The following is an 11844-nucleotide window of genomic DNA, read 5'->3' as shown; positions in this document are numbered from 1 at the left end:
TTGACTTCCATAGACCTGATGGCTTTCTGCGCCGATTCAGTCTGGACGTACTTTTAAAAAAATGTGAATCAAGTTTGACGCTGATCTTCGTCAATATTTTGGCTAGATTCTTTCGCTATTAAGTTTATGCCAAACTATTGACCTTCTGGGAGCCATCCTAAACAATCGCCCCAGTAATGTCACATTGATATTTATGCGGCGACCTGCCTTCAGCGTGTGATCCAGTTCCGGTTTTAAACTTTCCGACATACGGTCATTCCGGTTGCCATCTTCCGACGCAGCTCGCCATTTTGCTGTGATTCAAGACAAGAAGTTCTGGGAAATCTTTACCATGCGTTCGCACCTGCTCAAGGCTCTACCCTTCGCTCTCGCCGCCTCTTTTGCACAAGCACAATCCTTACCGGAAGCCATGCAACAGGCACTGGATGTCCATCCGGAAATCCAGGCAGGGGTCAACAGTCGATTGGCTGCGGATTATCAGTTAAAGGCTGCCAAAGGTGGATACCTGCCCAAGGTCGATCTGCTCGGCGGTTATGGCCGTGAAGGCACCGACAGCGTCACCACCCGTGCCAACGGCGGCGGCAATCACTGGGAATCCCTGAACCGCGGCGAGTCGAGTGTGCGCCTGTCGCAAATGGTTTTTGACGGTTTTGCGACGTCCAGCGAAGTCGGGCGTCAACAAGCCACCGTCAACTCCCGCGCCTACTCCTTGCTGGGCACCTCCGAACGCACCGCGCTGACCGTGGCCCAGGTTTACCTGGACGTGTTGACCCGTCGCGAATTCGTGCGTCTGGCCGAGGAAAACCTCAAGAGCCACCAGCGTATCTACGACCAGATCCAGTTGCGCACCCAGCGCGGCGTCGGCAGCGGTGCCGACCTCGACCAGGCCGAAGCGCGGATGGCCCAGGCCCGCAACAATCTGCTGACCGAGCAGACCAACCTCGCCGACTCGGAAACCAACTTCCTCAGCGCCGTCGGCCAGATGCCCGATCAACTGGAGCGTCCGGCGCCGTTCATGGCGATGATGCCGGCCAACCTTAATGAAGCGCGCCAGCAGATGCTGGAAAACAGCCCGATCCTGCGCTCGGCCGAATCCGACATCGCTGCTGCCGAGAAGCAGTACGAAACCGCCAAGTCGACCTTCTACCCACGCTTCGACGCCGAACTGGGCCGCACCGCCGACAACGACCTCGACGGCCAGAACGGTCACAACAATGAATGGCAGGCGATGCTGCGCATGCGCTTCAACCTGTACTCCGGTGGCAGCAACAAGGCGGATCTGGAATCCAAGTCCTACCTGTCGAACCAGGCGCTGGACATCCGCAACAACGCCCTGCGTCAGTTGAACGAAGAACTGGGCCTGGCCTGGAACGCCTTGAACAACGCCAATGCCCAGGTGCCGATCGCTCAGCAGTACGTTGATCACAGCACCTCGGTACGCACCGCTTACCAGCGTCAGTTCAGCCTCGGCGAACGAACCCTGCTGGATTTGCTCGACAGTGAAAACGAACTGTTCACCGCTTCGCGCCGTCTGGCCGAGATCAAAAACATTCAGTTATTTACTCAGTACCGAATCAAGGCGACCATGGGCGAGTTGCTCAAGAGCCAGGGAGTGGTCGCACCGATGGCATCCGTTGTGCAGAACGACGTGAAGCCCAAGGTCCAACTGCCCGGGATGAATTGAGTTGTCCCTTTTCAACTGTTAAAGAGTGTCGAGCGTGGAATCAGAAGTCAGTCGAGTTCATCTCAGTCATGATCCACGCGCGTTGCACGACGATCCGTTACTGGATGGTCTGCTTGCCCTTTGCATGCTGCACCAGAAACCCGCCAGCGCGGCGATGCTGACCACCGGTCTGCCGCTGCCCAAGCAACGCCTGAGTGTCGAGCTGCTGCCCCGTGCGGCGGCGCGCGCCGGGCTGCAGGGGCGGGTGCTGCAACGCAAGCTGGAAGAGATTCCAGCCATCGCCATGCCGGCGCTGTTGCTGCTCAAGGATGGTCGCAGCGCTGTCCTGCTCGGCTGGCAGGGTGAGAACGAAGCCCGGGTGTTGCTCAGCGAAACCGACGGCGGCGAGTCCCTCGTCAACCGTGAGCTGCTGGCCGACGACTACCTCGGCAAAGTGTTCTTCGCCCAACCCCAGCACAAATTCGACGTCAACCATGGCACGCTGATCCCGCGTGCACGCTCGTGGTTCCGCGACACCCTCAAGCGCTCGCGCTGGCTGTACGTCGACGCCATCGCCGCCAGTTTCCTGATCAACATCATCGCCATGGCCGCGCCGCTGTTCGTGATGAACGTCTACGACCGCGTGGTGCCGAACCAGGCCGAAGCGACCCTGTGGGTCCTCGCGCTGGGCATCACTGGTGCCTACATTTTCGACCTGATCCTCAAGAGCCTGCGCAGCCTGTGCCTGGATCTGGCCGGCAAGAAAACCGACCTGATCATCTCCGCCACGCTGTTCGAACGCATTGTCGGCATGGCCATGAAATACCGCCCGGCGCGGGTCGGCAGCTTTGCCCAGAACATCCATGAGTTCCAGAGCCTGCGCGACTTCCTCGCCTCGCTGACCCTGACCAGCCTGATCGACCTGCCGTTCACCCTCCTGATCTTCATCGTCATCGCGATTCTCGGCGGGCATCTGGTGTGGATTCCGGTGCTGGCCTTCCCGATTGCGCTGCTGATCGGCTACGCACTGCAAAAACCGCTGGTGGCAACCATGGAGCGCACCATGGCGCTGGGCGCCGAGCGTCAGTCGAGCCTGATCGAAACCCTCGCCGGCCTCGACGCGGTGAAGGTCAACAACGCCGAAAGCGAACGCCAGTATCAGTGGGAGCAAACCATCGGCACCCTCAGCCGTCTCGAGCTGCGGGTGAAAATGCTCTCCGGCCTGGCAATGAACATCACCCTGCTGATCCAGCAACTGGCCGGGGTGATCATGATCGTCTTCGGCGTGTACCAGATCATCGCCGGCAACCTGAGCATGGGCGGCCTGATCGCCTGCTACATGCTCAGTGGCCGCGCACTGAGCCCGCTGGCGTCGCTGTCCGGTCTGCTGACTCGTTACCAGCAGGCGCGGGTGACCATGACCTCGGTCGACCAGATGATGGAGCTGCCGCAGGAGCGCAATTTCGAAGAGCGCCCGCTGAGCCGCAAGGTGCTGCAAGGTGCCATTGAATGCCGTCAGCTCAACTTCACCTACCCGGATCAACAGAACCCGGCGCTGAAAAACATCAACCTGGTGATCCGTCCCGGCGAGAAGATCGGCATCATCGGCCGCAGCGGCTCGGGCAAGAGCTCGCTGGCCAAACTGCTGGTCGGCCTGTATCAGCCGGACGACGGCGCGTTGCTGGTGGACGGCGTCGATATCCGCCAGATCGACGTCAGCGAGTTGCGCTACAACATCGGCTACGTGCCGCAGGACATCCAGCTGCTGGCCGGCACCCTGCGTGACAACCTGATTTCCGGCGCCCGTTACGTCGAGGACGAGCTGGTGCTGCAAGCCGCCGAACTGGCCGGCGTGCATGAATTCGCCCGCCTGCATCCGCAGGGTTATGAACTGCAAGTCGGCGAGCGCGGGCAGAACCTGTCCGGCGGCCAGCGGCAGAACGTCGCCCTGGCCCGGGCGCTGTTGCTCAACCCGCCGATCCTGCTGCTCGACGAACCGACCAGCGCCATGGACAACACTGGCGAAGAACGCCTCAAGCAACGCCTGGCTGCAGTCGTTGAAAACAAGACCGTGGTGCTGGTGACGCACCGGGCGTCGCTGCTGTCGCTGGTGGATCGTCTGCTGGTGATCGACCGCGGGCAGATTCTCGCCGATGGCCCGAAAGCCGCCGTGATGGAAGCGTTGAAGAAGGGGCAGATCAGTGTTGCTTAAATCGGGTTTCAAGGATTCGATCCGTCGCTACTTCAAAGGCTCTGCCTCGCTGCAGGGCCAGCCGCTGCCGGAGGTCAACAAGGCCTTGATCGAGGACGCACCGCGTGTGGTGCGGCTGACGATCTGGGCGATCATCGGTTTCTTCGTGTTCCTGATGCTGTGGGCCAATTTCGCCGTCATCGACGAAGTGACCAAGGGCGACGGCAAGGCGATTCCATCGTCGAAGATCCAGAAAATCCAGAACCTCGAGGGCGGTATCGTCTCCGAGCTGTTCGTCAAGGAAGGCCAGATTGTCGAAGCCGGCGCACCGCTGGTTCGCCTGGACGACACGCGATTCGCTTCCAACGTCGGCGAAACCGAAGCCGATCGCTTGTCGATGCTGCTGCGGGTCGAGCGCCTGAGCGCCGAAGTCGATGACCGTCCGCTGAATTTCCCGGAGGACGTGCTCAAAGCCGTGCCGGGTCAGGCCAAGAGCGAAGAATCGCTGTACGTCAGCCGTCGTCAGCAATTGCACGATGAAGTCGGCGGCTTGCAGGAGCAGTTGATCCAGCGTCAGCAAGAACTGCGCGAGTTCACCTCGAAGCAGGCGCAGTACCGCCAGCAACTCGGCCTGCAACGCCAGGAAATCAACATGTCCGAGCCGCTCGTGGCCCAGGGCGCGGTGTCGCCGGTGGAAGTGCTGCGACTCAAGCGTGCCGAAGTGGAAACCCGTGGTCAGCTCGACGCCACCACACTGGCGATCCCGCGTGCCGAATCGGCGATCAAGGAAGTGCAGCGCAAGATCGACGAAACTCGCGGCAAATTCCGCAGCGAAGCCCTGACTCAGCTCAACGAGGCCCGCACCGACCTGAACAAGGCCCAGGCCACCGGCAAGGCGCTGGAAGACCGGGTCAGCCGGACGCTCGTCACCTCGCCGGTGCGCGGCATCGTCAACAAGATGCTGGTCAACACCATCGGCGGCGTGATCCAGCCGGGCAGCGATTTGCTGGAAATCGTGCCGCTGGATGACACCTTGCTGGTCGAAGCGAAGATCCGTCCGCAGGACATCGCGTTCCTGCATCCGGGCCAGGAAGCCACGGTGAAATTCACCGCGTATGACTACACCATCTACGGTGGTCTGAAGGCCAAGCTCGAGCAAATCGGTGCCGACACCATCACCGACGAAGACAAGAAAACCACCTACTACATCATCAAGCTGCGCACCGATCGCAGCCATCTCGGCACTGACGAGAAGCCGTTGCTGATCATCCCGGGGATGGTGGCGTCGGTGGATATCATCACCGGCAAGAAGACCGTGCTGAGCTACCTGCTCAAACCGATCATCCGGGCTCGGGCCGAGGCGCTGCACGAACGGTAAATCTTCACGGACGCCTTCGCGGGACTCGCGAAGGCGTCCGTCGCAACAACACATCCCGTCCAGAAGTGACACAAATGGTCACTCACCATCCAGTCCATTCCTAAGCAATTGCCATATCGTTATTCGCTAACGGTATTTAAATTACGCTTCTTATAGCTATAAAGTCGACCTCCTGCGTACCTGCCGACCAATCGGCGCGCCGCACGACACGAACCCACACGCAATCCAGCGTGAGTTTCTGATCGACGCGCGCGCCCTTGAGCGTGCCATGCGTGGGAGATTGATTGATGTCCGCAGCTACTGCTACCCCAAGCGCCGCGACTGTCGCGCCGCAAACCTTCGAGATCCGCCCGTTCAGCGGTGCCGTCGGCGCCGAAATCATCGGCCTCGACCTGACCCGTCCAGTCAACGACCAGGATTTCGTCCGCATTCACCGCGCGCACCTCGATCACCACGTGGTGGTGTTCCGCGACCAGCGCATCACCCCGCAACAGCAGATCGACTTCAGCCGCCGCTTCGGCGTGTTGCAGATCCATGTGCTCAAGCAGTTCCTGCTGGCCAATCACCCGGAAATCCTCATCGTTTCCAACATCGTCGAGAACGGCCAGAACATCGGCCTCGGTGATGCCGGCAAATTCTGGCACTCGGACCTCTCCTATAAAGAGCTGCCGAGCCTCGGCTCGATGCTGCACGCCCAGGAGCTGCCGTCCGAAGGCGGCGACACCCTGTTCGCCGACATGCACAAAGCCTGGGACAGCCTGCCCGACGCGCTGCGCAAAGCCGTCGAAGGCCGTTCGGCCGCGCATTCCTACACCGCGCGTTACAGCGAAACCAAATTCGAAGGCAACTGGCGCCCGACCCTGACCCCGGAGCAATTGGCCCAGGTCGCCGAGGTCGTGCACCCGGTGGTCCGCACCCACCCGGAAAACGGCCGCAAGGCGTTGTTCGTCAGCGAAGGCTTCACCACCCGCATCGTCGGCCTGCCGGAGGACGAGAGCAAACAACTGCTCGACGAGCTCTACGCCCACAGCGTGCTGCCGCAGAACATCTATCGCCATCAATGGCAGCCCCACGACCTGGTGTTCTGGGACAACCGTTCGCTGATCCACCTTGCCGCCGGTTGCCCTGCGCACCTGCGCCGCAAGTTGTATCGCACCACCATCCAGGGCGACGCGCCTTTCTGATTTGCCGGAGATCCGATCATGTCCAAACGTCTTCCATTTGCGCCGCTGGCGGCGGCCATCGGCCTCGGTTTCAGCCTGATCGCCGGCAGCCTGGTGGCGCCGACCGTGGCCCACGCCGAAGGTGAAATCCGCATCGCCGAACAGTTCGGCATTGTCTATTTATTGCTCAATGTGGTGCGCGATCAGGGACTGATCGAGAAGTACGGCAAGCAGGAAGGGCTCGACATCAAGGTCGACTGGACTCAGTTGTCGGGTGGCGCGGCGGTCAATGATGCGCTGCTTTCCGGTTCCATCGACATTGCCGGCGCTGGCGTCGGGCCGTTGCTGACCATCTGGGATCGCACCCATGGCAAGCAGAACGTCAAGGCCGTGGCCTCGCTGGGCAACTTCCCGTATTACCTCGTCAGCAACAATCCAAAGGTCAAGACCATCGCCGACTTCACCGAGAAGGATCGCATCGCGGTGCCGGCGGTCGGGGTGTCGGTGCAGTCGCGTTTCCTGCAATACGCGGCCGCCAAGCAGTGGGGCGATAAGGAATTCAATCGCCTCGACAAGTACACCATCGCCGTCCCGCACCCGGACGCCACCGCTGCGTTGATCGCCGGCGGCACCGAGCTGACCGGGCATTTCTCTAATCCGCCATTCCAGGATCAGGCGCTGCAGAACCCGAACGTGCACGTGGTGCTCAACTCCTATGACGTGCTCGGGCCGAACTCGCCGACCGTGCTGTTTGCCACCGAGAAATTCCGCAACGACAACCCGAAGACCTACAAGGCGTTCGTTGAAGCCCTGACTGAAGCCGCGCAATTTGCGCAGAACGATAAAGGCGCGGCGGCGGACACCTATATCCGCGTGACCAAGGCCAAGATCGACCGCGCCGAACTGCTGAAAATCATCGACAACCCGCAGTTCGAATTCAGCGTCACGCCGAAAAACACCTACCCGCTGGCCGAATTCCTCTATCGCGTCGGCGCGATCAAGAACAAACCTGAATCGTGGAAGGACTACTTCTTCCAGGACGCCAAACCGCTGCAAGGGAGCTGATCGACATGAACGCCCCCTTGCAAGGCCACGCGGCCAGCAACCCGATCGCCACGGCGCAGGCGCTGTTGGCGGTCGACCAGGTCAGCCTCGAATACCGCACGCCGCAACGCGTCGTGCGTGCTACCCACCAAGTCAGTTTCGAAGTCGATCAACAGGACCGCTTCGTGTTGCTCGGCCCGTCCGGCTGCGGCAAGTCGACATTGCTCAAAGCCGTCGCCGGGTTCATTGCGCCGTGCGAGGGCGAGATCCGTCTGCAAGGCCAGCGCGTCGACGCGCCGGGGCCGGACCGGATCGTGGTGTTTCAGGAGTTCGATCAACTGCCACCGTGGAAAACCGTCAAACAGAACGTGATGTTTCCGCTGCTGGCCTCGCGCACCTTGAAGAAAAAGGAAGCCGAGGAGCGCGCCCTGCATTATCTGGAAAAAGTCGGTCTGGCGGCGTTCGCCGATGCCTATCCGCACACCTTGTCCGGCGGCATGAAGGCGCGGGTGGCGATTGCCCGGGCGCTGGCGATGCAGCCGAAAATCCTGCTGATGGACGAGCCATTCGCTGCGCTGGATGCCCTGACCCGGCGCAAGATGCAGGAGGAATTGCTGCTGCTCTGGGAGGAGGTGCGTTTCACCTTGCTGTTCGTCACTCACTCGATTGAAGAAGCGCTGGTGGTCGGCAATCGCATCCTGCTGCTGTCGCCGCATCCGGGGCGGGTGAGGGCGGAAGTGCACAGTCATCAATACGATCTGCAAAGCCTCGGCGGCGTGGCGTTCCAGGAATCGGCGCGGCGCATTCATCGGCTGCTGTTCGATGAAGGGCAGTCGCCGGAAACCGAGCGCGAGCACGATTTCAACGACATTCGCATCGCTTATTGAGCCACCCGGAGGATCGCCCGATGAGCCATTCATCATCCGTACGTCAAGAATTCGAAATTGATTTGCAGCCGCTGACCAGCGTCCCGGTGGAGCGCGAACTACCGCTGGGCCAGCGCCTGTGGCAGCAGGGCTGGCTGCGCAAAAGCGTGATCCTGATTCTGCTCGCGGTGCTCTGGGAAGTGGTGGCCCGCGTGCAGAACAATGATCTGTTGCTGCCGAGCTTTTTGCAGACCAGTCATGCGCTGTACGACGGCCTGCTCAGCGGCGAACTACTGGGCAAGGTGTGGATCTCGCTGATGGTGCTGCTCAAGGGTTACCTGATTGGCATCGTCCTGGCCTTCGCCCTGACCACGCTGGCGGTTTCGACCCAATTCGGCCGGGACCTGCTGAGTACCCTGACTTCGATGTTCAACCCGTTGCCGGCGATTGCGCTGTTGCCGCTGGCGTTGCTGTGGTTCGGCCTGGGCCAGAACAGCCTGATTTTCGTGCTGGTGCATTCGGTGTTGTGGGCGCTGGCGCTGAATACTTACGCCGGGTTTCTCGGCGTCTCGGAAACCCTGCGCATGGCGGGGCGCAACTACGGTTTGAAGGGCATGCGCTTTGTGCTGTTCATCCTGATTCCGGCGGCGCTGCCGTCGATCCTCGCCGGTCTGAAAATCGGCTGGGCCTTCGCCTGGCGTACCCTGATCGCCGCCGAACTGGTGTTCGGTGCCACCAGCGGCAAGGGTGGCCTGGGCTGGTACATCTTCCAGAACCGCAACGAGCTGTATACCGACAAGGTGTTTGCCGGTCTGGCTGTGGTGATCCTCATCGGTCTGCTGGTGGAGAACCTGGTGTTCGACACGCTGGAGCGGGTGACGGTGAAACGCTGGGGAATGCAGCGCTGATTTTCTGATCTGCTAGCATTGCGTGCGAATCAATCCTGATCGGTCACGAGTGCTCAGCATGCAACTCCCGGACATGAACCTGTTGGTCGCCCTCGACGCCTTGCTCGACGAGGGCAGCGTGGTCGGCGCCGCGCGGCGGATGAACCTCAGCCCGGCAGCCATGAGCCGTACGCTGACGCGAATCCGCGAAGCCATTGGTGATCCGATTCTGGTGCGTGCCGGCCGGGGTCTGGTGCCGACGCCCAAGGCGCTGGAACTGCGCGAACAGGTGCGCGATGTGGTCGAGCAGGCGGCGCTGCTGTTTCGCTCGGCCGATGCGGTGGAACTAGGCACCCTGCGTCGGCGCTTCAGTATTCGCGCCAACGATTTTTTCGTCGGCGTGTACGGCGGCAAGCTGTTCGACACCTTGGATCAACTGGCGCCGCACTGTGAATTGCGCTTCGTTCCCGAGGGTGACGGCGACGATGAAGCCTTGCGCGAAGGGCGAATCGACCTGAGTGTCAGCAACACGCGTCCGGTGACCCCGGAAGTCAAAGTGCAGAACCTGTTTTCCACCCACTTCGTCGGTCTGGTGCGCGAGGATCATCCGCTGCTGGATGGCGAAATTACCGCCGAACGCTATGCCGGGTTTTCCCACATCAGCATGTCCCGCCGGGGCATCGCCCGTGGGCCTATCGACACCGCCTTGAATGCCTTGGGGCTGGAGCGGCGAGTCGCGGTGATCGCGCCAAGTTTCCACGCGGCGATGTTCGCCCTGCCGGACTCCGACCTGATCCTGCCGGTGCCCAAGGAAGCGCTGCTCAGCGTGCGGCGACTGGGATTGAAGCTGCGCTCGTTCGACCTGCCGATCCCGTTGCCGACGCTGATGCTGACCCAGGCCTGGCACCCGCGTTTCGACAAGGACCCGGCCCACCGCTGGCTGCGGGAAACCCTCAAGACCTGCTGCGACGAAACCTGGCTGGCGGCGCAGCCCTGACGATTGCGTCTGACGCACTTATAAGCTGTCAACAAGTCAATTTTCGTCAGTTCTAAGCCTTACTAAGATGCTCCGGTATTTTTCCCTCCGGAGTTTGCCTGCATGACATCCCTGACGGTTACGGCGCCGATTGCCGCTGCCGCTCCGATGGCCGCCGCGCCCCCGGTGTTCGGGGCCCGGATCATCATTGGCCTGGTCGGCGTACTGCTGGCGGTGCTGGTGTCGGGCCTCAACGAGATGGTGACCAAGGTCGCCTTGGCCGACATTCGCGGCGCCCTGAGCATCGGCTACGACGAAGGCACCTGGCTGGTCGCCAGCTATACCGCGACTTCGGTGGCGGCCATGGCGTTCGCGCCGTGGTGCTCGGTGACCTTTTCTCTGCGTCGCTTCACCCTGTGCGCCATCGGCGTGTTCACCCTGCTCGGGGTGCTCTGTCCGTTCGCCCCGAACTACGAAAGCCTGCTGCTGATGCGCATCCTGCAAGGCCTGGCCGGCGGCGCGTTGCCGCCGATGCTGATGACGGTGGCCCTGCGGTTTCTGCCGGCCAATATCAAACTGTACGGCCTTGCCGGTTACGCCCTCACCGCGACGTTTGGCCCGGGTCTCGGTACGCCGCTGGCCGGGTTGTGGACCGAGTACGCCGGTTGGCAGTGGACGTTCTGGCAAATCATCGTGCCGTGCCTGATCGCCATGGCCGCTGTCGCGTACGGCCTGCCGCAGGATCCGCTGCGTCTGGAGCGCTTCAAGTCGTTCAACTGGAAAGGCCTGTTGCTGGGGTTTCCGGCGATCTGCATGTTGGTGATCGGTCTGTTGCAGGGCAATCGTCTGGACTGGTTCGAGTCGAACCTGATCTGCGGTTTGCTCGGCGCTGGTTCACTGTTGCTGGTGGCGTTCCTGATCAATGAATGGTCGCAGCCGATTCCGTTTTTCAAGTTGCAGATGCTCGGCATCCGCAACCTGTCGTTTGCGCTGATGACGCTGGCCGGGGTGCTGGTGGTTTTGCTGGCGGTGGTGCTGATTCCATCGAGTTATCTGGCTCAGGTGCAGGGTTACCGGCCGGTGCAGACCGCGCCGATCATGTTGCTCGCGGCGTTGCCGCAACTGATCGCGCTGCCGCTGGTGGCGGCGTTGTGCAACCTGCGTTGGGTTGATTGTCGCTGGGTGCTCGGCATCGGCTTGAGCATGTTGACGCTGTCGTGCCTGGGTGGCTCGCAGCTGACCTCGGAATGGATTCGCGACGATTTCTACGTCCTGCAATGGCTGCAGATTTTCGGCCAGCCGATGGCGGTGCTGCCATTGCTGATGCTGTCGACCGGCAGCATCCAGCCGCAGGACGGGCCGTTCGCGTCGGCGTGGTTCAACACCGTTAAAGGCCTGGCAGCGGTGGTCGCCACCGGGGCCATCGAGGCGCTGACCACTTCGCGCCTGCATTTTCACTCGACGATGCTGGTCGATCGCCTCGGCAACTCGCCGCTGGCTGCGAGCAACGACCCGGGCCTCGCCCATCGCCTGCACGAACAGGCCGTGGTGCTGACTTCTTCGGATCTTTATCTGTGCATGGCTGGCGTCGCGGTGGCGCTGATCCTGCTGATTTTCTGGCTGCCGACGCGGATCTTTCCGCCTCGCGCGCCGACCTGACTGGAACAGAAGGTTTT

General features: G+C 61.5%; 9 protein-coding genes. All 9 read left to right on the top strand.

What is annotated here, in order from left to right; all coding sequences use genetic code 11:
- Positions 1-331: 331 nt before the first annotated feature.
- On the top strand, positions 332-1684 hold the full coding sequence (locus AC1RMX_RS09470; RefSeq protein WP_493071599.1) for a TolC family outer membrane protein: 1353 nt from the start codon (positions 332-334) through the stop codon (positions 1682-1684).
- A gap of 34 nt (positions 1685-1718) precedes the next feature.
- Positions 1719-3875 carry a type I secretion system permease/ATPase gene (locus tag AC1RMX_RS09465; protein WP_096823037.1) on the top strand — a complete coding sequence of 719 codons (2157 nt, stop codon included), beginning with the start codon at positions 1719-1721 and terminating at the stop codon, positions 3873-3875.
- Positions 3865-5232 (top strand): HlyD family type I secretion periplasmic adaptor subunit, encoded by a 1368-nt coding sequence (locus AC1RMX_RS09460; protein WP_096823036.1) that lies wholly within the window; start codon positions 3865-3867, stop codon positions 5230-5232. Before AC1RMX_RS09465 ends, AC1RMX_RS09460 begins: the two co-directional genes overlap by 11 nt.
- A gap of 287 nt (positions 5233-5519) precedes the next feature.
- Positions 5520-6416 (top strand): TauD/TfdA dioxygenase family protein, encoded by an 897-nt coding sequence (locus AC1RMX_RS09455; protein WP_493071597.1) that lies wholly within the window; start codon positions 5520-5522, stop codon positions 6414-6416.
- Positions 6417-6434: 18 nt separating this feature from the next.
- Positions 6435-7460: an ABC transporter substrate-binding protein gene (locus tag AC1RMX_RS09450; protein WP_096823034.1), complete on the top strand. Its 1026-nt coding sequence runs from the start codon at positions 6435-6437 to the stop codon at positions 7458-7460.
- A 5-nt stretch (positions 7461-7465) separates the two neighbouring features.
- Entirely contained in the window at positions 7466-8326 is an 861-nt protein-coding gene (locus AC1RMX_RS09445; RefSeq protein ID WP_085712610.1) for an ABC transporter ATP-binding protein, read from the top strand.
- A gap of 20 nt (positions 8327-8346) precedes the next feature.
- Positions 8347-9213 (top strand): ABC transporter permease, encoded by an 867-nt coding sequence (locus AC1RMX_RS09440; RefSeq protein WP_493071595.1) that lies wholly within the window; start codon positions 8347-8349, stop codon positions 9211-9213.
- A gap of 58 nt (positions 9214-9271) precedes the next feature.
- Positions 9272-10189 carry a LysR family transcriptional regulator gene (locus AC1RMX_RS09435; protein WP_011331856.1) on the top strand — a complete coding sequence of 306 codons (918 nt, stop codon included), beginning with the start codon at positions 9272-9274 and terminating at the stop codon, positions 10187-10189.
- A 102-nt stretch (positions 10190-10291) separates the two neighbouring features.
- Positions 10292-11827: an MFS transporter gene (locus AC1RMX_RS09430; protein WP_493071593.1), complete on the top strand. Its 1536-nt coding sequence runs from the start codon at positions 10292-10294 to the stop codon at positions 11825-11827.
- The last annotated feature ends 17 nt before the right edge of the window (positions 11828-11844 follow it).

The organism is Pseudomonas sp. GW822-FHT03F04 (assembly GCF_058801405.1).
This window is presented reverse-complemented; position numbering and strand designations above follow the sequence as displayed.